General features: G+C 33.1%; 17 protein-coding genes and 1 CRISPR repeat array. All 17 genes read right to left on the bottom strand.

Annotation, left to right across the window (positions count from 1 at the left end):
• Window positions 1–620 precede the first annotated feature (620 nt).
• Window positions 621–2,297: a CRISPR direct-repeat array (repeat unit 29 nt; unit sequence AGGATCACCCCCACATGCGTGGAGAACAC).
• A gap of 83 nt (window positions 2,298–2,380) precedes the next feature.
• Window positions 2,381–3,238 (bottom strand): type I-E CRISPR-associated endoribonuclease Cas2e, encoded by an 858-nt coding sequence (gene cas2e / locus AC38BG_RS04440; RefSeq protein WP_489936667.1) that lies wholly within the window; start codon window positions 3,236–3,238, stop codon window positions 2,381–2,383.
• A 2-nt stretch (window positions 3,239–3,240) separates the two neighbouring features.
• Entirely contained in the window at window positions 3,241–4,185 is a 945-nt protein-coding gene (cas1e, locus tag AC38BG_RS04435) for a type I-E CRISPR-associated endonuclease Cas1e (protein ID WP_489936666.1), read from the bottom strand.
• Between the two features lie 9 nt (window positions 4,186–4,194).
• Window positions 4,195–4,848 (bottom strand): type I-E CRISPR-associated protein Cas6/Cse3/CasE, encoded by a 654-nt coding sequence (gene cas6e / locus AC38BG_RS04430; protein ID WP_489936665.1) that lies wholly within the window; start codon window positions 4,846–4,848, stop codon window positions 4,195–4,197.
• Between the two features lie 11 nt (window positions 4,849–4,859).
• Window positions 4,860–5,570 (bottom strand): type I-E CRISPR-associated protein Cas5/CasD, encoded by a 711-nt coding sequence (cas5e, locus tag AC38BG_RS04425; RefSeq protein ID WP_489936664.1) that lies wholly within the window; start codon window positions 5,568–5,570, stop codon window positions 4,860–4,862.
• On the bottom strand, window positions 5,551–6,627 hold the full coding sequence (gene cas7e / locus AC38BG_RS04420) for a type I-E CRISPR-associated protein Cas7/Cse4/CasC (protein WP_489936663.1): 1,077 nt from the start codon (window positions 6,625–6,627) through the stop codon (window positions 5,551–5,553). Before cas7e ends, cas5e begins: the two co-directional genes overlap by 20 nt.
• Window positions 6,627–7,217: a type I-E CRISPR-associated protein Cse2/CasB gene (gene casB, locus AC38BG_RS04415; RefSeq protein ID WP_489936662.1), complete on the bottom strand. Its 591-nt coding sequence runs from the start codon at window positions 7,215–7,217 to the stop codon at window positions 6,627–6,629. Before casB ends, cas7e begins: the two co-directional genes overlap by 1 nt.
• Window positions 7,218–7,230: 13 nt before the next feature.
• On the bottom strand, window positions 7,231–8,925 hold the full coding sequence (locus AC38BG_RS04410) for a type I-E CRISPR-associated protein Cse1/CasA (protein WP_489936661.1): 1,695 nt from the start codon (window positions 8,923–8,925) through the stop codon (window positions 7,231–7,233).
• Window positions 8,926–11,682 (bottom strand): CRISPR-associated helicase Cas3', encoded by a 2,757-nt coding sequence (gene cas3, locus AC38BG_RS04405; RefSeq protein WP_489936660.1) that lies wholly within the window; start codon window positions 11,680–11,682, stop codon window positions 8,926–8,928.
• Between the two features lie 183 nt (window positions 11,683–11,865).
• On the bottom strand, window positions 11,866–13,770 hold the full coding sequence (locus tag AC38BG_RS04400) for a YSIRK-type signal peptide-containing protein (RefSeq protein WP_489936659.1): 1,905 nt from the start codon (window positions 13,768–13,770) through the stop codon (window positions 11,866–11,868).
• A gap of 169 nt (window positions 13,771–13,939) precedes the next feature.
• Entirely contained in the window at window positions 13,940–14,866 is a 927-nt protein-coding gene (gene trxB / locus AC38BG_RS04395) for a thioredoxin-disulfide reductase (protein WP_489936658.1), read from the bottom strand.
• Between the two features lie 77 nt (window positions 14,867–14,943).
• On the bottom strand, window positions 14,944–15,960 hold the full coding sequence (locus AC38BG_RS04390; protein WP_489936657.1) for an NAD(P)H-dependent glycerol-3-phosphate dehydrogenase: 1,017 nt from the start codon (window positions 15,958–15,960) through the stop codon (window positions 14,944–14,946).
• A gap of 4 nt (window positions 15,961–15,964) precedes the next feature.
• Window positions 15,965–16,798, bottom strand: a complete 834-nt coding sequence (lgt, locus tag AC38BG_RS04385) for a prolipoprotein diacylglyceryl transferase (protein ID WP_489936656.1) — start codon at window positions 16,796–16,798, stop codon at window positions 15,965–15,967.
• Entirely contained in the window at window positions 16,798–17,757 is a 960-nt protein-coding gene (hprK, locus tag AC38BG_RS04380; protein ID WP_489936655.1) for an HPr(Ser) kinase/phosphatase, read from the bottom strand. Before hprK ends, lgt begins: the two co-directional genes overlap by 1 nt.
• A gap of 17 nt (window positions 17,758–17,774) precedes the next feature.
• Window positions 17,775–18,035, bottom strand: a complete 261-nt coding sequence (locus AC38BG_RS04375) for a hypothetical protein (protein ID WP_489936654.1) — start codon at window positions 18,033–18,035, stop codon at window positions 17,775–17,777.
• An 11-nt stretch (window positions 18,036–18,046) separates the two neighbouring features.
• A protein-coding gene (gene prfB / locus AC38BG_RS04370; RefSeq protein ID WP_489936653.1) for a peptide chain release factor 2 occupies window positions 18,047–19,163 on the bottom strand; the annotation gives its coding sequence in 2 pieces (ribosomal slippage) (window positions 18,047–19,090 and window positions 19,092–19,163; 1,116 coding nt in all).
• A 63-nt stretch (window positions 19,164–19,226) separates the two neighbouring features.
• Window positions 19,227–21,626, bottom strand: coding sequence for a preprotein translocase subunit SecA (secA, locus tag AC38BG_RS04365; protein ID WP_489936652.1), 2,400 nt, complete (start codon window positions 21,624–21,626; stop codon window positions 19,227–19,229).
• 139 nt (window positions 21,627–21,765) lie between these two features.
• Window positions 21,766–22,311, bottom strand: a complete 546-nt coding sequence (gene hpf / locus AC38BG_RS04360; protein WP_489936651.1) for a ribosome hibernation-promoting factor, HPF/YfiA family — start codon at window positions 22,309–22,311, stop codon at window positions 21,766–21,768.
• Window positions 22,312–22,336 lie beyond the last annotated feature (25 nt).

The following is a 22,336-nucleotide window of genomic DNA, read 5'->3' as shown; positions in this document are numbered from 1 at the left end:
TAAATTCACGAATAGATTATAAATGAATACTTTTCAGCATTGTTTATTATTACTTATATTTTGGAGTTCTATTAATTCATCTAATACAGTACCTGGTGTTTTATTTAACGCATAAGCTACTTCTACTATGACTTTAACTTTTTGACCTGCTAACGTCTTTGAACTCTCTGTTGCATGAGATAGAGTCATACTAGATATTCCAGAACATTTAGCGACTTTATATTTACTAATATTGTTTTCGTCTTAATATTTTTGAAGTACATTCATTTTTTTCTCTTCTTTTTAACTTGTTTTTATACGTAAATTGCTAAAAAAACAAAAATTCTCCACAATTACTTGAAATTACTTGTATTTTATTTTTTCTTGTTCATTTATATAATTTGCTTACCATGAAACTATCCCCATAAATTTGAAAATGTTTAATATTATCACAATAATGCTACTAATGCCACCAATAATTGAAAATATTACTTCTGTCTTTGTGAAATTATCCTTCATTGTTTTTTACTCCTAAATAACGTATATCGCTAATTGATAATTCTGAAAATTTATTACTAACTTCCATCACCCCACATATGTGGAGAACACTCGCCGTGTGAATAAAGACGTTCTTCAAACTTAGGATCACCCCCACATGCGTGGAGAACACTAACTAGAAAAGCTACAGATCAAAACGGTATTGGGATCACCCCCACATGCGTGGAGAACACAAAAATAGATTCAATTCAACGCGAGTATATACAGGATCACCCCCACATGCGTGGAGAACACCATAAAACTGAGAATCGACATAATTAGCATTAAGGATCACCCCCACATGCGTGGAGAACACAAAAATAGATTCAATTCAACGCGAGTATATACAGGATCACCCCCACATGCGTGGAGAACACCATAAAACTGAGAATCGACATAATTAGCATTAAGGATCACCCCCACATGCGTGGAGAACACTAAATGACAAATATTATATCCTAAACGGGGTAAGGATCACCCCCACATGCGTGGAGAACACTCGGATTTGTAGGATCATCGTATGCTGTCGAAAGGATCACCCCCACATGCGTGGAGAACACTGGATATCTCTATATCTTTGGTCATCGTACGCAGGATCACCCCCACATGCGTGGAGAACACTGCTCTTTTTTGACAAAGATCAATCTGCCTATGGGATCACCCCCACATGCGTGGAGAACACTCTGAGAGATTTACAAAGACAAAATACACCTGAGGATCACCCCCACATGCGTGGAGAACACGCCGTGTCGTAGCTATATAAAGTCATACTGCTAGGATCACCCCCACATGCGTGGAGAACACAGTGCATGGATTCAGGCACACATTTGCAACTTTAGGATCACCCCCACATGCGTGGAGAACACTAGTAGCAAGTTGGAATAATCAAATCAACGGTAGGATCACCCCCACATGCGTGGAGAACACTTACCGATTTTATCGTTAAAAATCATGTGATAAGGATCACCCCCACATGCGTGGAGAACACGATAATTGCATTATCAATGAAAAAATATCAGAAGGATCACCCCCACATGCGTGGAGAACACGAACTAGCTTCAATCATTGGGTCTAAAGTATTAGGATCACCCCCACATGCGTGGAGAACACCTCCCCCACAACTGCAACGCTACCATCATCCGAGGATCACCCCCACATGCGTGGAGAACACCTCCCCCACAACTGCAACGCTACCATCATCCGAGGATCACCCCCACATGCGTGGAGAACACTCAAGTCACCAAGGTTGCGTACACACCATAGCAGGATCACCCCCACATGCGTGGAGAACACTTTGATTGTTCAAGCCAGATATTCAATGACTTAGGATCACCCCCACATGCGTGGAGAACACACCAATTTCTTTACCTCCTTTGCAGTTACTATAGGATCACCCCCACATGCGTGGAGAACACAAAAAATACAAGCCAAATCCTGCTTACAAAATAGGATCACCCCCACATGCGTGGAGAACACTCACGATTAGCTTGAGTTGTTTTTCCCTCAGCAGGATCACCCCCACATGCGTGGAGAACACTTAGCAATTTGTGAGCTAGTCCAATCAACCTGAGGATCACCCCCACATGCGTGGAGAACACTTTTCGTTCAACTTGAGCATCTGCTCGACGTTGGGATCACCCCCACATGCGTGGAGAACACTCTTCCTAATCTTAAATATGATGTATTCCCATAGGATCACCCCCACATGCGTGGAGAACACGCTGATCAATCTATTAAAAATGATGGCGTTTTAGGATCACCCCCACATGCGTGGAGAACACATTAAAAGATCCCTGAGTCTGTATGCTTTGTAAAATACCATGAGCAATTTTTTAATCACTTTTAGTTCTGATCCAACATAATTCTACCTTTTTGTTAATAAATTTATCAACTCTAAAGTTGCCTTTGCATCGCATAATGCATTATGTGGTTGTTCATTTTTAATACCATATTCCTTTAACACCGTTTGTAATCTATAGTTATCTAAAAATTTATTTTTCTTTTTTACAATTGACAAAATATCAATTGTTTTATTAGTAATCATTGTCTCATGAATCTTATTAAAATTATTCATCAAAAATGAATAATCAAATGCTATGTTGTAACCTGCCAAATCATAGTTATTTATAAAGTTTCGAAATTCTTGTAACACTGTTTTTATTGGTGCGCCCTTTGTTTCTAACATTTCATTTGAAATATTTGTTAGGTCAATAATTTTTTTAGGTATTTTATTACTACATTTCACAAGTTGATAAAATTCTAACTTTTTATTATTTACTTGTTTCACAGCACCAATTGAAATTATTTCATCATTTACAGGATTTAATCCAGTTGTTTCAATATCAATTGAAACAATGCCAACATTACTTTTTATAATAAACTTACTTTTGCCTATTCTTGCTCTATGAAACTTTGATGCATCGCTAAATCCATGCTTAACTATTGGTGAATCGTTTAATGAAATCATTAAAGGTATTCCATCATAATCAACAACCTTTTTATCTTTTCGTGTTGTTTCAAATGAATAACCTATTTCATTATTAGTATTATAAATTATTGTAGCTTCACCACTACCAATATTTTTTAATATTCTTGACCACAATAAATCACGGACTTTAGCATTAAAGTTTCCAATATATACACCTGTTTGAACTTCTTGACACCATTTAGTTAAATCGCCTCGCAATGATTGAGGAACTTTAGATAATGTTATGACTATCATGATTAAATCTCGTTATCAAATTCATGGTACTGAACACCAAATTTTTGCAGTGCCCCTTTGTCATCCCACAAATTCATTACAACAGTTTCTTCAGTATCTTGAATATTCAATAAATATTTCAAATCATGAACCATTTGTTTAATTAATTTCCCGTCAACAAATGCATCTCGCATTCGACGTCTCGTTTTAGATGCAATATCTGGATCGTTTTTATATTTCTGAGTTATTTCAAATGCAATAGGTATTGAATAATTAGCTTTATATAAATCAGCAAAATCATATACAAATGATAAATCATGTCCAGTATGAACAAAACCTAATCCTGTAGAAGCTCCTAAAGCAACAATCACACTATAGCTTAGGCCATATAAAGCTTGGTGTGCTGCAGTAAGAGCCTTATTTATAGGCGTACCAGAATCAAAATCATCCACTTTATATTCTCTTTTTATCCATTTAACTCCTGTTTTATCAGACTGCATTCTATATAATTTTCGAATTCTGGAACCTTCTTTTCCTCGCAGCTGTTGCATTGTTAAATTTGATACATCTTCATGTGGAAATCTCATTTGGTACATTTTTCTAGCAACTTGCAGTCGACTACGAGTATTTGAAAATAATTTTGCTTGTGATTCTAAAAATCTGGATGAATGGTTTAATGCTCTACCATGAGCATACATTCTGACCCCACGCTCTCCTACCCATGAAACTGACATCCCAGAAGTTCCAATTAATTCCATAGCACGATGTGTAATATCCACTCCAGGTCCTAGTAATAAAACGCTAATTAAAGCAGCAGGTATGCAAGCATTACCTCGATCATCTGTTACTTTAATTGCACTATCTTGGCGATTAATAGTTACATGTTCTAAATATAAAAAGCTAACACGATCACTAATCTTACTTAGTTCATTAATTTCAGGCTTTTTCGCACCAAACTTTCTATCCACATTTATACCTTATATTGGAATTATTGTAAGCAATCCCATACCATATGCTTTTTCACGTCCTATGCCAGTTACTAATGTTTTTTTAAATTCATCCATATCCGTGATTTTTAACACGCCTTCAAAAGTAACTTGGCTAAGTTTTACTCGTTTTTGATGTTTATGATATAAATTAACATACTGACGATCTTTTATGTCAAATTCATAATTTCCAGTAACATCTTTTAAAATTTCAAACCCCAATTTATTTGATCGATCTATTAACCATTTTTCTTGTTGCAATACTGTAACATGTGGATACACCTTGCCTTTTGGGTTATTTGGACTAGACACCTTATGTGTTGGGTTAGCTGTCAGCCTGAATCTATAAATCTGATTTTGCTTCAGTTTAGCTAAAAAATCATCATATTTTTTGGTTTGAGCAGAATTTGGTGCACCATATTTTTCTAGCAATTCTAAGTCTGGCTTTTGATCACTAAGTACTAATAAATATCTTTTAAGGGATAATTCATCTATTCTCCATAATTTTCGTGAACGTTGCGTTTCTTTTATTTCTTTATTACGAAAACTATCTTCCACCCAAGCATGATATGCACCTACATGTGTTAAGTCTTTTAATTTTTGACGATTCTTATCATCAATTTCAACTCTTGATAAATAATACATATTTTCCTCACTTATAAAAATGACATAATATCATGATTAGTAGAATCTTCTTCATAATTTTCATTTTTCAAAGAAACTCTTGTGGTGCTAATAGCTCGATATGTATGATATCGATGATTTCTATCAAAACTCCCAATTTCATCCCGAGTCAAACTATCATATCCATCAATTAAATCAGCATCCCCAATAATTTCAGCAGAATATTCATGACTATAATTCCTTTTTTGGTACCATTTTGCAGCTTGCCATGGCATTTCAGTTAATACACATGGAATATTCCTATTTTTAAACTCTTCTATTTGTAAAACACCAGCGGGGACATTGGCTTTCCTTCCTAGATATATTTGAAACTTGGGATGCCGCAACGCATATTTTATTTGATCTATAAACTCATCGTTATCTGAACTAATAGCGATTAAATATATTGCATCTTGAAGATACTCACGGTATGTAATTTTTTTTGCTAAATTTGTAGGGCTTTTATGATATTCGACTACTTGAAAATCCGTTAGTGTCTGTGCGGGTTGATCAATTCGAACAGCAAATTTTAATTTTGCTAAGCTTTTTATTCGCTTATCGTTTCTTTTATAACCAAATGATGCAGCGATAATCCCAACAATAGCGCTTTTAGAAGGATAATGATAGCTTGTACGTCTGTTGAACTTAGCTTCATTACCATAAGACTGTAAAGGACTCGTTAACTTAATTGTTATCGTCTTCATTATTGACCTTCTCTAGATTATCAGTAACTGAGATCAAGAAATTCTCTAGATTATCAGCATTTTTTCCAATGTTTGAATTTTTAGTTGTCAGCACTACTGTATCTAATGGTTTGTCCACCAACTTTAATGTTTCATTAAATTCTTGTTCCAATTTTTTTATTGATTCTGTTACATAACCATCTTTTGCTTTTACTGGTGTTTCAAAAGCAGAAACAAGATTTACAGGTGTATCATCTCGAAATGTTGCCATAATATATTGAGGCAGAGTTTTATTTGCAAACGTATTTTGTTTACCTGTAGGCATTGACAAAATAAAATCTTTAATAAACTCTTTAACGCCTTTAACTGCGAGATTTTTTCCAATGCTTTCTTTTAATTCATTAAAATTAATATTTGCATATCGATAAAGTGTTGCTGAATTATATTCAATTGTTCCAAGCATTGCCGATCCTGCATTATCTACAGACTGTTCATCATCTAAAGCTGTATAAAAATCAAATTCTGGAACTATCTCATGTGTTGAAATTGCATGTGCAACTTGCGATGCTGCTTCAACATTTAATTCGGGATTATCTGCAACCATACGACCAAATAAAGCTAAATCGAGAGAATCATTTTCTTTTAAAATTTTTTTGATATTTTTGGCATCAATTTTATCATCAGATAAAGCATATTCTGTTAATTTATTGATTTCTGCTTGACTGACCAACAATAAAGCTTTTGTTTGTTTATCTTTATCAAGTTTAATTTTGGCTGACTTAAAAATGTCATCAACTTTTTCCCAGATATCATCATCAGATAAACTTGTCCTAGCGACTTTGATATTTTCAAAAAGAAGATGTGGCACCTTTAGCGTTCTGTAACTATCAAGCCATTCTTTATCATTGGATTTAAAAGCTTCTCGAATAGCTCTTTTCCAGCTTTGTGATGACACACGTGATCGCATAACGCCACCATACATTGCCGTTTTTGGTGATCCTGTATCATCACGATTAATATTTGATGAAGGAACAGTTTGTAATACGTTAATATCTATATATAAATTTTTATTAGTCATTATTCTTCTCCTTTAGCTTCTTTTTGCGTCCAAAAATATTGTTCGCCCCATTTTAAGCATGTTTGGCGTGCTGATTCATACCCCATTTGAAAATAATATAAATCTTGACTTAACTGAGCAAAGTCTATCTTTAAATTTTTATCGTTTGATTTCAAAATTCCAATTAAATGTACTATAGCTGTTATAACTCCCTTAGCATTTGTATCGCTTAAAGCCATTGTTACCCTTCTATCCAGTGCATTAGTTAAATCAGAATTTTTTCGCAATTTAGCTAAAGCTTGGAACAAGGTTATGCCTGGCTTTTTATCAAAATAAATTGAAGCATAAACATTATTCTCATTACCTTGTTGATAATTTGCATAACATTTCAATGCAGAATATATTGCTATTTCTGCACGAGTAGGCACACCATTTTTACTTAAATACTTAGAATCAATTTCTGATAATAAAATTGGCCACACATCGATTGCTTGTCTACTCATAATTGAACTCGATGATCTTAAATTTGCTAATACCGCTTTATCAGAATCTCCATCATTATATATTTTTTGAATTATTCTACCAGTAATATTTCGAATCTCATTACTCATATAAAGCCTCACTTTAATCCTTTAATAACTTAGAAAGTTTAGTATTAAAAATTCGATATAAAACAAATATATTGGTTATATCTTCTCCAGTTTTTCTACCACGTATTTCGACAAATGATGTTTGTTGAAATAAACTTTTGGCAGCTTGATGAGCAATATTATTTAGAGTTTCCTTCCATTGTTTTACTTTATAATCACGTTCTTCCTTATTCGATAAATTAGCTAACCAACCATAAAATGGTTCATTGAGACTTTCATAAAAAATAGCACTAATTTTACTTGCAAAAGTTGCAGGATCAGATAAATTTCTTAATTTCCCTATGTCTTTTGCAAAATGCCAATACTGGTCACCAACACTTTGAGTTAAGTTGATTACACTTTCTATTACTGCTGGCCAATAGGCTGATTTAGTAGTATCTTTATCAAATAATACATCTGCATTAATTTTCATATTGTCATATAGTTCAATAACAGGTGCTTGTGAAGTTGCATTTCCATCACTGATCACATCAATAGTGGTTAAATGTAGTAATCTATTTTCTGAAATTAAATTACTATTTTGTAATATTTTTAACCACGTAACTATACCTGGTTGGTGCTTATTATCATCAGACATAGTATCCACATAATCACCAAAGTTTCGCCACATTGCTTTATCATATGATTTTATCCACTTGGTAGCAGGTTTATATACTTTATCTTTTTTATCCCATTTCCAAGTAGTCATTGGCTCTATAAATGCATTATTATTTTCTACTTTTGGCAAACCCGCTACTGATATAATTGGTTGATTATTGATCCATTCAATATGTACAACTCGTGACCACATTGTATAAAGTTCTGCAATATCGTCAGGTAATATTGCATTCTTCATTTTAGTCATATGCTTATCAACATTTTTATATTCCCAAAATGGTTTTTGAATTTTATATTTTTCAGTATCATCAATTAATTTTAGATTTAAAATTAATGTTTCAAATAAATTATTAGCTTGAATAAAGATAGGATTTAGTCCATACAACCAACCACTGGATGCAGAAAACTTTTCGTCAGTATTGATTTTAGTTTTATCTGTAACACCTGTAAAATTTTGATAAGTGATTATCCATCTGACTAATTCATCAATAGATATATCATTTTTATATAAATTAGCTTTTGGTGAAAAAAGTGCTGGGCTATTATTACTTTCAGATATAGTTCTATTAATTTGTTTTATTGTAACTGTTCCCGTGCCCTTATTTATTGCGTTTTCTACTGACTTTGCTGCTGGAACTAAATTGTCATATTCTTTTCTATTTACTTGATAAAATGGATCTTCTTTACTCAAAAAATCAAATTTATCATTATATTGATTCAAATATTTAACCACAATATTTGAAAACTTTTTATCAGTATATAATTGTGCCCATGTTTCTAATAAATCATCAGGATCATACAAATCTTCATTAACAGACTTAACTTGCATTCTTTCATTAGTAGTCAACCAATTATAAGGCTCTCCATCATAAGTAAAGCGTGAATATACAGTGGTCAAGATTGCAAGTAAAAATCGTAAAATTGATAAATCCTGCATTTTCATTTCACCTGCTAGCTGCCGATAATTTTGTGCATTTTGCAAGACATCCGTTAATGATACTAGTTGTATCTTTTTTTCATTATCGAGAACTTTGATCCAGGGCTGTGTAATCAAATTAAATTGTTCTTCCATTTATTGCTCCTCTCTTTCATAACTTAAACCTAAATCTTTTGAATATGTTAACTGATAGCCATTTAATTTTGCTTGTAAATTTGAATCTAATGGTAAAACTAAAACGCCTTTCAGCCAAATTCTATTCTGCCAATCAGGATAATTTCTACTAGTTAATTCTTCTAAATAATTTATAGTTTTAGAAATATCATATGTAACAGCATTTGGCAATCTAATAATCTGTTCAGCAATTTCTTTATCTTTAACTTCATTTATATTTCGGCCATCAATCAAAAAACTACCTTTTTGTGTTTTCTGAATTAAAATCACTTCTAAAGTTTCTTTGATATCCCTAACAGCAGCTTGGGCTTGAGCGTCATTTTTGTCAGCATTGGGCTGCATCTTATCTAACCATCCAATAATAGTTCCTTTTTCTTTTAAAAATCGTGACTTTTTAAATTCTGGTTCATTTATTTGAAAAGTTTTAGCTTTATTTTGAAGTTTCGCTTGATCATGTTCAAATTTTTCCCTTGCTTTTTGTATACTTCCAATTTGCGTGTCAGTATTTTTATCTTCGTCATAAACTTTTTGAACTAAGTTAGATATGTCATCTGGCAAAATAAACTCATTTAGCAAAAAATAATCTGTCTTAATAAGTAAATATTTTTCATAAATATTTTCATTAGCTTCCCCATAATCGCCAAAATCATTAATCCCTGTAATATATACTTTCGGATTTTTTAATATTTTTGGTCTTGATATTTCATGTCGATGCAAACGTCCCACTCTCTGGATTAATAAATCCATTGGAGCAATATCTGTAAACATAACATCAAAGTCAATATCTAGTGATTGTTCTAATACTTGCGTACCAATAACAATTAATTTATCAGGTCTTTTACCATTTTTACCGATATATTTTTGTAATTCAGTTTCTAACTTCATTCTCTCTGGTGTCAAAAATGCTGAATGTAAGATTAAATATTTTGTGTTTTTAGGCACTAATTTTGCTAGCTTTTGAGCTTTTTTAACTGTATTAACAATAATTCCAGCAACTCCGCCATCAGCTAATTCTTCAATAGTTTTATCAATTATTGCTTGTTCATTACCATTAAATCTTATTATATTAATTTTCTTTTTTTCATTATTTTGCGTCTCAAACTTATCAACTTGAGTTAATTTATTGCCATCCAAATAACTCAAAATGGGATATGCTTTATTGATTTCCCAATTATTTGGTGCATCTAATACATTTTTGCCATATTTTCCTTTTATATATGAGTCTAATAATTCTTTTCGTTTTTCCTTAGGCAGTGTTGCAGATAAAGCAATTACTGGCACATGATAAGCACCTAACCACTCAATTACTTTATTCAAATATGAACTCATGTAGATATCATATGCGTGAACCTCATCAATTACGACAATTTTTCCACTTAAACCTAAATGTCTTAAAAACAAATGTTTCTGTTTTAGCCCCATCAATAATAGATGATCAATAGTTCCTATAGTAAAGTTTGCTAGAATAGACTTCTTACCTGAAAACCAACTGTTGATAACAACAGCACTTTGACCCTCAACGTTTTCTGCTTTTGGTAATTTAGCATATTCATCATCAAATTGAGCTTTTCCATGCATTAATTTAATTGGCAATTTTAATTTTTCTGATTGAGAAATATTTTGTAGCCAGTCTTCAACTCGTGTAAACATTGCATTAGTTGTAGCTTGTGTTGGCAAGCCCATAAACAAACCAGTTCTTTTAGAAACATATGCGAGTTGTTCAACTGCTGTTAATGCAATTTCAGTTTTACCAATTCCCATAGGAGCCTCAATAATAATCATCCCAGGATCCGATATAGTTCCTATAGCTTTTGAAATTGTCTTCTGGACAGGTCTTGGTGTGAAATTCCAACGTTTACTATATTGATCATCAATATTAGATATGGGTTTAGCTTCCCACTCATCAGTCAATAACCACGTATTAATAGCGTTCTGAAATCTTACTTTAGAATCAATATCTTTAAATCCTTGTTCAATAGGTATTAATGGAAACAGTGGTAGCATCTTATCATCATTCATATACTGACTTGATGCTAGCCAATCAGCCATAATTAATAAGCCTTCTAAAATTACAGCCATTGGTTGAGATACTTCTGGAACATCTTGTATAGAATTGTAGCCGACTGTATCTAATCCGTAATCAATCAGGTTATTTTGAACTGCTTTCCATTTGTTCTGAATAATTTTATCGTGATCTTTTTGATAATAATTACTGGTAAAAGCATTTATTTGATTTGAAGGTATACTTTCTTCCGGTTTACCATGATGTCCGCCAATAATTGCGCCAATTGATATATTTAATCCTGCTTTTTCTAATAGAGCTTCTCCTGCTTTAGCATGTGGGGATTGTTTTGATTGAGGCAAGTCATCTAAATTTAGGCCATTAAATCCTGTTCTAATTAATTTTTCTATAAGACTTTGATCAAGTTCTTCATTATGTATATATGATCTTTTAGTTTGAAAAGCGGGTGTTGCTTTACCTATATCATGAAAAAAGCCAAGAAATTTAATAAGTTTTTCGATTTCATTATCTGATAAACTTTCTTCAAATAATTCTCGTTGTCCTTCACTGAGCCAATGATTATATAACCAATTAATTACATTCTTAGTATCAATTAAGTGTTCGATTAAAGGGAGCCAATACTCCTTTCCTTCAGTGATATCTTTTTTACCCCATAAAGAAGTCGCCTGTTGGGTTAATTTTACTTTATCATTCATTTTTATTAACTTTCTGTTTTTATACTACTTAAGCAAAATTTTATCATAGATCAGCAACGTTTTGGGTTATTTTTTACGTAAGGTATTCTATTTTATTATTTTTAAAGTTAATTACTCAGAAATTAAAAAAGAACTAAGTTTTGATGATGATCGCTTAGTTCTTATAATATGATTTTGTTATTTTTATTTATCATCTCGTTTTAAAGCAGAGAATCCAACTATCATTCCTAAACTTGCTAAAGCAATTCCCATAGGCGTTAATAAGATTTTAGCATTACCAGTTTGGGGTAAGTGTGTATGTTTAGTTTCTTCTGACTTAATTGAAATTGGCATATTTTCATTAAATTCATAGCTACTCTTATAATCTTTAGGTTTGACTGTGTTCACCACTTCAGAACTATTTATTGAGGTAGAATTATTGGTCGATTCTGCTGTGCTAGTTGAATTATTAATAATTGGGCTCTGATTATTTGAGGTGCTGGTTGAGTTTGATTGACTTTCAGAAGCTAAAGTACTTTCACTAGTCGAATTACTTGCGCTCGTTGTGTCATTCAATGATGTTATTTCATTGGTACTTAGACTAGTTGAAGTGGATTTACTCGTTGCTTCACTCACAGAGTTTGAATTACTTGTCGAATCTGAACCACTCGTTGAACTACTTGCTGACTCTGATTCACTTGTTGAATTACTTGTTGATTCTGAATCGCTCGTTGAACTACTTGTTGATTCTGAATCACTTGTTGAACTACTTGTTGATTCTGAATCGCTCGTTGAACTACTTGCTGATTCTGAATCACTTGTTGAACTACTTGTTGATTCTGAATCGCTCGTTGAACTACTTGTTGAATCTGAACCACTTGTTGAACTACTCTCTGATTCTGAACCACTCGTTGAATTACTTGCTGATTCTGAATCGCTCGTTGAATTACTTGCTGATTCTGAACCACTTGTCGAACTACTTGTTGATTCTGAATCACTCATTGAACTACTTGTTGATTCTGAATCACTCATTGAACTACTTGCTGATTCTGAATCGCTCGTTGAACTACTCTCTGATTCTGAATTGCTTGTTGAACTACTTGTTGATTCTGAACCACTTGTTGAATTACTTGCTGATTCTGAATCACTTGTCGAACTACTTGCTGATTCTGAATCACTTGTCGAACTACTTGCTGATTCTGAATCACTCGTTGAGCTACTCTCTGATTCTGAATCACTTGTTGAGCTACTCTCTGATTCTGAATCACTCGTTGAACTACTCTCTGATTCTGAACCACTTGTTGAATTACTTGCTGATTCTGAATCACTTGTCGACTCTGAATCGCTCGTTGAACTACTTGTTGATTCTGAATCACTTGTTGAACTACTCTCTGATTCACTTGTTGAGTATGTGAATACGTTTGCACCATTTTGCGTTGAGGTGTTTTTCAAAGTATTGTTATTATTTGCAACATCTATCTGCGTATTTAAATTATAAAATTGAATTGTTGGATCAATAACTAATCCATTATCATTAATAGCTTGAGAATTCTGTATAGTTTCTAATGAACTCTTATCTGCAGATAAACTAGTTGATGTACTTGTTTGTGTCACATCAATAGAAGACAGTGATGAATCTTTAATACTTTCAGATTTCAAACTTTTTGACTCACTGGCACTTACAGATTGTTTTAAACTTGTTGAGTCACTACTACTTAAGCTTTCTGTATTACTTGTACTAGTCGAATTACTCTTAGTAGCAGGAGTTAAATTAACACTATTTTTTCCAGCGACTATTCCTTCTTGTTTGTCGTCTAGTGTTGAAGTTTGCTCAGGTGTTGTAGCAGCATATGCTGTATTAGTTGTGAGCGCTACTCCCCCAGAAATTGCACCAAAAGCTATAGCACCCTGAATTATGTGCTTGGTAATATCACTAATTTCGTCATTTTCTACTTGTTTAATACTATTTTGTTGTTTATTTACGCCAACATTAAATATATTTTTTATGGCACAAGAAAACGCACCAAACTTAAGTTTACGAATAGAATATTTTATATTCTTTACACCAAGCTTTTTTTCACGAATAAGTTTGTTTTTCTTGCTTACCATAGTGCTCTTCACGCTTTCAAAATAATTTTCATCTATTACATCAAATAGTATATCGTAAATATATGCATATAGATTATAGAATGCTCAAATTTTAAATTATTTTTTTAGCAAAAAAGCTATGCTTCAAATATATCGAAACATAGCTTTAGTTAAGTTGCTTTTTTGTTTTTTATTTATTCAATTCTTGAATATAATTATATGCTTGCTGTCCAGCGATACTTCCATCCCCCACAGCATTAGCGATTTGACGCAAATCTTTTTCACGAACATCTCCAACTGCGTATACACCAGGAATCTTAGTTTCCATGTTTTCATCTGTTGGAATCCAACCTTTATCATTTGTGATTCCTAAATCACTAAATGCACTGGTCATAGGTTTTGATCCAACATAAATGAAGACACCACTAGCAACTTCTTGTTTTGTTTCATTAGTTTTTTGATCAATATATTTAACTCCAGTGACTTTTTTACCATCACCTAAGATTTCAGTGACATCAACATTATATTTGAAATGCATTTTATCATTATTCAATGCACGATCTTGCAAAATTGGTTGTGCGCGTAACTTATCGCGACGATGCAATACTGTCACACCACTTGCTAAATTAGCTAAATATAGACCCTCGTCTAATGCAGAATCTCCACCACCAATGACTACTACAGGTTCATCTTTGAAAAATGCACCATCACAAACTGCACAGTATGAAACTCCACGTCCTGAGTATTCTTTTTCTCCAGGAACTTTTAGCAACTTGCTTTCAGAGCCAGTTGCGATAATCAAAGTTGGTGCATCAAAATCTCCCGCATCAGTTTTAACAACTTTTTTGCCTGCTTCAACTGATACTGCTTGTACATCCCCATATTCAAAGTCTGGCTTAAACTTCATTGTTGAGTCATACATTTTCTTAGCTAGATCTGGTCCCTTAATTTCAGTAAATCCAGGATAGTTATCAATCTTATCAGTGTTAACTAACTTTCCACCATATATTCCGCGATCAAGCATTAACACTTTTAAGTTTGCCCTAGCTGCATATAACGCAGCGGTCATCCCACCAGGACCTGCACCAATAACAATCACATCATAACTTTTAGACATATTTTTCTCCTTCACTTACTTTTAATAAGTATCTAGCTATATTTTACAAAACTCTGTCGAAATTACAATTATAATGCTTACAGTCTAACTTCAGGGCCACGCTTTCTAAGCATCATTTCTTTAATCTTTTTATCAATATCTGCATTTTGATATAAAATTTCATAGATTGCTTCACTAATAGGCATATCGATCTCATTTTTAGCGCAAATTTCATGAATTGCCTTAACAGTCGTTGCCCCTTCAACGACTTGACCCATGTTTTCTAAAACATAATCTAAACTCTTGCCTTGACCAAGCCATCGACCTGCACGCCAATTACGTGAATTGACAGATGTACAAGTTACTATTAAATCCCCTATACCGGATAAGCCACTAAAGGTCCAAGGTTGGCCGCCAAATGCCACCCCTAATCTGGCAATTTCAGCTAGCCCTCTAGTCATCAACGCTGCTTTGGCATCATCACCATAATTTTTACCAGCTAAAATTCCAGCCGCAATCGCAATAACATTCTTTACTGCACCACCTACTTCAACACCGATTAGATCGTTGCTAGTGTATAAGCGTAAATATTCATTTGAAAAAATGTCTTGAATTTTTTTAGCATTATCTAAACTAGTTGAAGCGCAAGTAATCGCAGTTAAATCTTTTTGAGCAACATTTTCAGCATGACTTGGTCCAGATATTGCAACGATGTTATCCAATTTATTAGGGTAAATTTCTTCTTGTAAAATTTCAGAGATTAATTTTTTTGTTTCTGGTTCTATCCCTTTAGTTGCACTAACTATTAAAGGCTCCATCCTCAAGTCACTAATAACTTGTTTTACTTGTTTTGCAACTGATCTAATGGCAATAGTTGGCAACACAAATAATAAAATTTCACTATCTCTAACAGCATCCATCAAGTTAATAGTTGCAGTCACATTCTCATTTAATTTCCAATTTTTGATGTAATGTTCATTAGTATGGTCTTCATTAATTTGCCGAGCCACTTCAGCATTATTTCCATATAATACTACTTCATTTCCATTATCTGCTAATAATGAGCCAAGTACTGATCCCCATGATCCACTACCTAAAACCGTAATTTTTGTCATTTTCTTACCTCTTATATGGATATTTTAATCCACTACCATCTAAATACCACTTTGGTTTTACGACTTTGCGACGATAAATCCACAATGCGATCATCGTAATTATTAAAATTAAGCTTAATGCTTGTGATACTCTAATTGTATTTGCAATATATAAACTATCAGTTCGCATCCCTTCTACAAAAAAGCGAACTACACCATACCAAATTACATATGTCATGAAGACCTCACCTTGTTTGAACAAGTGCTTTTTATGTCTTAATAACAAAATTAAAATTAAACCAATTAAATTAAAAAATGATTCATATAAAAATGTAGGTTGATAATATACTCCGTTGATATTCATTTGCTTAATTATAAACTCTGGTAAATGCAAATTTTGCAAAAATTGTAGTGTTGTTACACCACCATGAGCCTCTTGATTCATAAAATTGCCCCAACGACCAATAATTTGACCAGCCATCACGCCAGGAGCAATAATATCTAGCATTAAAAATACCGATAAACCACGAGATCGGCAAAATACAATTAATGTGATTAATCCAGCTAATAACCCACCATAAACAGCAATTCCACCATTCCAAATTGCAAAAATCTGATCAGGGTGTTGTGAGAAATATCCCCACTCAAATAATACATAATATGCTCTGGCTCCTAAAAATCCAATTGGAATTGCCCATAACAAAAAATCTAGAAAGTCATCTGGGATTATTTGCCTTTTTTTACCTTCAACTATGGCCATCACAGTTGCAACTAAAACTGCGGTTGCCATTAAAATACCATACCATTTTACATTTAGACTACCTAAACGAAAGGCAACTGGATTTAATGCTAATAACACTATTTCTTATCCTTTTCTCTATCTTCATCTTCGTGATCTTCAATTAACTTTGATAAATTATGCTGGAAATTTCTAGTCGCATCAAAGCCCATGTTCTTAGCACGGAAATTCATCACTGCTGTTTCAATAATAATCTCTAAATTACGTCCAACTTTAACAGGAATTGTAATTTCTGGAATAAACACCCCAGCAATTTCTTTAGTATCTTGATTAAATCCTAGTCGATCATAAGAAGTTTTTGGATCCCAATTTACCAAATTAATATTAAGCATTATCTCACTTCTATTTTTTACAGCACCTGCACCAAACAAGTCCATAATATCAATAATTCCAATACCACGAATTTCCATTAAATGCCTCAAGATTTTTGGAGCTTCACCAACAACAGTGTTGTGATCACGCTGAAACACATCAACTCGATCATCTGCAATCAAGCGATGACCACGCTGAATTAATGATAATGCAGTTTCTGATTTACCAACGCCACTTGCGCCAGTGATCAAGACACCCATACCTTTAATTTCAACTAAAACACCATGAATACTAATTCTTGGAGCCAATCGTGCACGCAAATATTGGGTTAAAATACTCAAAATATAAGTAGTTGATTCATTAGTAATTAAGATAGGAATTTGTGCTTTTTCTGCAGTTTCTTGCAATTCACTTGGAACTGGTAAATTTCTTGAAATCAAAAAACATGGTGTTTTGGGAGTACACATTTTTGAAAAAACTTCCATTCTACTATCATGATCTAGTTTGGCAGCATATGAAATTTCTGTCCTGCCAAGTAATTGGATTCTCTCTGCTGGATAAAAATCAAAATATCCAGTTAATTCTAATCCTGGTCGATAAATATCTGACACTGAAACTTCATGTTTGCCAACAAATTCTTGTCCTTCAAAAACGCGAATTATATCATTATCTTTAATTAATCTTGATAATTTAACGGAATTGGCCATTTTACTAACCTACTTTCTTATTTAACATCCTTATCAGAGGCATCTCTAGCTTTTTTGTGTATTGGTTTTGATTCTTTATCAAATTCATCAAATTTATAACTATGAGGCATATTTGATAATATTTTGTCTCTCCAATAAAAACGATAAATTAACCACAAGATTAATGCAATAACTAATGCAACAGGAATTAAATAAATTAAAAATTTAAGTGCTACTAAAAATAATGTAATTAGAATTAATAATACAATTACAACAAATAAAATTGCTAAAAATGACATATTTATAACCTCTATTCAGGATTATCCAAACTTAAATTCCATTGTAAATATGCATCAATAAATGGTTGGATCTTACCATCCATTACACCATTAACATCCGCAGTTTCATAGTCTGTTCTATGATCTTTAACCATACTATAAGGGTGAAAAACATATGAACGAATTTGTGACCCCCAACCTATTTCTTTTTGATCACCTTTTAGTGCCAATTTTTGTTGGCGCTTTTTTTCTTCTTCTAATTTAAATAATTTTGCACGCAACGCATTCATTGCAGTTTCTCTGTTTTGAAGCTGGGAGCGTTGAGCTTGAGAAGTAGTCACAATCCCAGTTGGCAGGTGAGTAATTCTTACTGCACTAGAGGTTTTATTAATATGCTGGCCACCAGCGCCACTTGAACGATAAACATCTACTCGTAAATCTGCAGGATTAATATCTACATGAATGCTATCATCGATTTCTGGAGTTACTTCAACTGACGCAAATGATGTATGCCGTCTATTGGCAGAATCAAAGGGCGATAAGCGCACTAAACGATGAACCCCATTTTCTGATTTTAATAATCCATATGCATTAGTGCCTTCTATTCTAACACTAACACTTTTAGCCCCAGCTTCTTCTCCTGGTTCATAGTCATCAATATAAAATTTAAAGCCCTTGTTTTGACTATAGCGTTGATACATTCTAAGTAACATCTGAGCCCAATCCATTGCTTCAGTTCCACCAGCTCCAGGATGTATTTCCATTAAAACATTATTGTGATCGTATTTACCAGATAATAGTAGATTTAATTCATAATCATGAAAATTATTTTTCAAATTTTCTAAATCAGTTTCAACTTCTTGCTGCAAATCATCATCTGGTTCTTGCCTTAATAACTCTAATGCAATTTTTTCATCATCATATTGTTTAGACAGTTTTTCAAAATTATCTTGTTTTTGTTTTAACAAATTATTTTCTTGAATTAACTTCTGTGCTTTTTCTTGATTATCCCAAAAACTAGGCTCAGACATTTTTTGTTCATTAATTGCTATACTTTCTTTTAAAGCATCTGAGTCAAAGAGACCCCCTAAAGCTAGCTAATTTTGATTTTAACTGATCAAGCTCATTTTGTATTTCACTAAGTTCCATATAAAACCTCGTATATTATATAAATTAACTAAAAAAAGAAGGCCTGCTAAAGCCTCCCTAACATTAACGAGTAATGTTTTGTCTGATTTGTGCCTTCATGAAGAGTCTTGTTGCATCAAATTCAATATTTGAAATCATTTCTTCAAACATTCTATAACCAGATTCCTGATATTCAACTAATGGATTTAATTGACCATACCCACGCAATCCAATTGATTGACGCAATTGATCCATTGCATCAATATGATCAGTCCAGCGATCATCAACAACACGTAGAATAACAACTTTTTCAAATTCAAGCATTTGACTTGGATCAGACAAAATTGCCCTTTTTTCTTCATAGTTATCTTCAGCAATTTGGTATAATTTTTTCTTCAATTCATCCGCTGTCATATTTTTCCAGTTGATTTCATTGGCAATATCTTCTGTAGTTAAAGTAGAAACAATAAAATCACGAATTGAATCATTACGCCAATCTTTTTTCTCACCTTGAGTAAACAAATCAATCTGATGATCAATAGTTCGCTTAACCATTCCCATCAAAACATCTTTCAAAGAGTTTTTCTCTTCAATAACTCGCATTCTTTCACCATAGATGATCTCACGCTGAATTCTCATAACATCATCATATTGTAAAGTTTGCTTACGTGTATCATAGTTATTACCTTCAACACGTTTTTGAGCAGATTCAACTTGGCGAGTGATCATTCTACTTTCGATAACTTTATCATCATCATTATCAGAAATTCGATCGAGAAATCCTTTAACTCGATCTCCACCAAATCGCTTCATCAAGTCATCTTCTAGTGACAAATAAAATCTAGTTACACCAGGATCACCTTGTCGACCAGAACGTCCACGAAGCTGATTATCAATTCTTCTAGACTCATGTCGCTCAGTGCCAATAACTGCTAATCCACCTAATTCTTTAACGCCAGGTCCTAATTTAATATCAGTACCACGACCTGCCATGTTAGTGGCGATAGTTACAGCACCTTTTTGACCAGCATTCATAATGATTTCAGCTTCTTTTGCATGGTTTTTGGCATTCAAAACTGCATGTGGAATACCCGCTTTATCTAATAATTTGCTTAATCTTTCTGAACTTTCAATAGCAACAGTACCAACTAAGACAGGTTGACCTTTTGCATGACGTTCTTTGATTTCATCAACTACGGCATTAAATTTTGAATCTAATGTTGGATACAAGATATCAGATCTATCTTTTCTAGCAATAGGTCTGTTAGTAGGTATCTTAATAACTTGCATGTTATAGATTTCACGAAATTCTTCTTCTTCAGTTTTTGCTGTACCAGTCATTCCTGATAACTTTTTGTACATTCTGAAAAAGTTCTGATAAGTAATTGTAGCTTGAGTCTTGGATTCTTCTTGAATCTTAACTCCTTCTTTTGCTTCAATTGCTTGGTGCAAACCATCTGAATAACGACGGCCTTCCATTACACGTCCAGTAAATGAATCAACAATTAAAACTTCACCATTTTGAACCACATAATCAATATCTTTTAACATGATATAGTTAGCTCTTAATGCCTGATCAATATGATGTACTAAAGTTTGATTTTCTACATCGTATAAGTTTTTTAAGCCAAAATGTTCTGTAGCTTTTTTGATACCTTGTTGAGTTAAAGAAATGGTCTTAGTAGGCCAGTCAATCTTGTAATCACCATAATCTTTATCATCATCGGCATCATCATCACTTGTATCTTCAGTTAAAGTTTTGACAAAACGATCAGCGCGAATATATTCGCCGTTTGCTTGTTCTGCTTGTCCAGAAATAATCAATGGAGTTCTAGCTTCGTCAATTAAAATCGAGTCAACCTCATCAATGATTGCATAATTAAGTGGTCTTTGAACCATTTGCTCTTTATAGACAACCATATTGTCTCTCAAATAGTCAAATCCTAATTCTGAGTTAGTTGAATATGTAACATCTGCTGCATATGCTTCACGCTTTTGATCAGGAGACATTGAGTTCAAATTTAATCCGACTGTTAGCCCAAGCCATTTATATAATTGACCCATTTCTGTTTCATCACGGCTTGATAAGTATTCGTTAACAGTAACAACATGAACACCTTTGCCAGCTAATGCATTTAAATACACTGGCATAGTAGCAGTCAAGGTTTTTCCTTCACCAGTCATCATTTCAGCAATATTACCAAAATGAAGCGCAATACCACCAACAACTTGAACATGGAATGGATATAATCCTAAAACTCTTTTTGCACCTTCTCTAGCAGTTGCAAAAGCTTCAGGTAATATATCATCTAAAGTTTCACCATCTTTTAAACGTTGTCTAAATTCTACTGTTTTATTTTGCAATTGTTCATCTGAAAGCTTGTCATATTCATCAGCATAGCTTTCAACTTTATTTGCGATTTTTTCGAACTTTTTTAATTCTCGCTTGTCATCATCATATAGTTTTCTTAAAATGTTTGCCATTTAATCGATCCTTAAATTTATTTTCAAATCTAAATATACAGATTAAATTTTACCATGAGTGCTATTAAAATGAAAATATTATAGAAATAAAATAAGCCCCAGACACTATATCTAGAGCTCATTATATTAATTATAAAAATTATTCATTAGTTTCAATCAAACCATATTTACCATCATTTCTGCGGTAAACAATGCTAGTTCCATTAGTTTCAGCATCTTGGAATACAAAGAAGTTGTGACCTAACATATCCATTTGTAATACCGCTTCTTCAGCATCCATCGGCTTTAAGCTAACGCGTTTATTACGAACAATGTCAAATTCTTTTTGTGGCTTTTCTTCTTCAGTTTCTGTTTCAACAAAGAATTCTGAAACCCCTTTTTCTCTACCTTTACGGTTAACACGAGTCTTATATTTTCTAATTTGACGTTCTAATTTTTCTGAAACAAAGTCAATACTGCGATACATATCATCAGTAGTTTCTTCAGCTCTTAAAACTAAGTAAGGTAATGGAATAGTTACCTCAACTTTAGCTGTTCTGTTTTTATAAACTTTCAAATTAACATGAGCAATTACATCTGAACTCAGGTCAAAGTATTTTTCTAATTTAGCTAAACGCTTTTCAACATAACCTCTTAAGGCATCAGTTACTTCAATATTTTCTCCACGTACATTGTATTTTAACATGACAGATTACTCCTTTCACCGCCCG

Source organism: Lactobacillus sp. M44 (assembly GCF_058130005.1).
The sequence above is the reverse complement of the archived record's forward strand: the minus strand, read 5'-3'. Positions and strand labels throughout refer to the sequence as shown.

What these genes read in the sequence shown, in the direction of transcription:
- hpf (WP_489936651.1), bottom strand. Translation starts at nt 22,311, where the DNA reads ATGTTAAAATACAATGTACGTGGAGAAAATATTGAAGTAACTGATGCC.
- cas2e (WP_489936667.1), bottom strand. Translation starts at nt 3,238, where the DNA reads ATGATAGTCATAACATTATCTAAAGTTCCTCAATCATTGCGAGGCGAT.
- AC38BG_RS04390 (WP_489936657.1), bottom strand. Translation starts at nt 15,960, where the DNA reads ATGACAAAAATTACGGTTTTAGGTAGTGGATCATGGGGATCAGTACTT.
- cas5e (WP_489936664.1), bottom strand. Translation starts at nt 5,570, where the DNA reads ATGAAGACGATAACAATTAAGTTAACGAGTCCTTTACAGTCTTATGGT.
- AC38BG_RS04375 (WP_489936654.1), bottom strand. Translation starts at nt 18,035, where the DNA reads ATGTCATTTTTAGCAATTTTATTTGTTGTAATTGTATTATTAATTCTA.
- trxB (WP_489936658.1), bottom strand. Translation starts at nt 14,866, where the DNA reads ATGTCTAAAAGTTATGATGTGATTGTTATTGGTGCAGGTCCTGGTGGG.
- cas7e (WP_489936663.1), bottom strand. Translation starts at nt 6,627, where the DNA reads ATGACTAATAAAAATTTATATATAGATATTAACGTATTACAAACTGTT.
- casB (WP_489936662.1), bottom strand. Translation starts at nt 7,217, where the DNA reads ATGAGTAATGAGATTCGAAATATTACTGGTAGAATAATTCAAAAAATA.
- AC38BG_RS04400 (WP_489936659.1), bottom strand. Translation starts at nt 13,770, where the DNA reads ATGGTAAGCAAGAAAAACAAACTTATTCGTGAAAAAAAGCTTGGTGTA.
- cas6e (WP_489936665.1), bottom strand. Translation starts at nt 4,848, where the DNA reads ATGTATTATTTATCAAGAGTTGAAATTGATGATAAGAATCGTCAAAAA.
- AC38BG_RS04410 (WP_489936661.1), bottom strand. Translation starts at nt 8,925, where the DNA reads ATGGAAGAACAATTTAATTTGATTACACAGCCCTGGATCAAAGTTCTC.
- cas3 (WP_489936660.1), bottom strand. Translation starts at nt 11,682, where the DNA reads ATGAATGATAAAGTAAAATTAACCCAACAGGCGACTTCTTTATGGGGT.
- hprK (WP_489936655.1), bottom strand. Translation starts at nt 17,757, where the DNA reads ATGGCCAATTCCGTTAAATTATCAAGATTAATTAAAGATAATGATATA.
- secA (WP_489936652.1), bottom strand. Translation starts at nt 21,626, where the DNA reads ATGGCAAACATTTTAAGAAAACTATATGATGATGACAAGCGAGAATTA.